We start from the raw sequence: 302 nt of genomic DNA, 5'->3' as shown, positions 1-302 counted from the left end.
TTCCTCGACTCCTGGAACCACGGGTGCTGGTCGCTGGTGTGGTTCATGACGAAGTCGATGATCACGCGCATGCCGCGCTGGTGGGCGGCGTCGACGAACTCCACGAAGTCGGCGAGGTCGCCGAACTCGGGCAGCACGGAGGTGTAGTCGGAGACGTCGTAACCGCCGTCGCGCAGGGGGGACTTGAAGAACGGCGGCAGCCACAGGCAGTCCACGCCCAGCCACTGGAGGTAGTCCAGCTTGGCGGTGAGGCCCTTGAGGTCGCCGACACCGTCGCCGTTGCTGTCCTGGAAGGAACGGAC

1 protein-coding gene is annotated in these 302 nt (G+C 65.9%); it reads right to left on the bottom strand.

The window, feature by feature from the left end; translation table 11 throughout:
• The coding region (locus tag ICC28_RS40195; RefSeq protein ID WP_262928536.1) for an alpha-amylase family glycosyl hydrolase at window positions 1-302 on the bottom strand (302 nt) is incomplete at both ends.

The sequence above is a fragment of the Streptomyces sp. TRM68416 genome (genome assembly GCF_014596915.1).
Classification (GTDB): domain Bacteria; phylum Actinomycetota; class Actinomycetes; order Streptomycetales; family Streptomycetaceae; genus Streptomyces.
The sequence above is the reverse complement of the archived record's forward strand: the minus strand, read 5'-3'. Positions and strand labels throughout refer to the sequence as shown.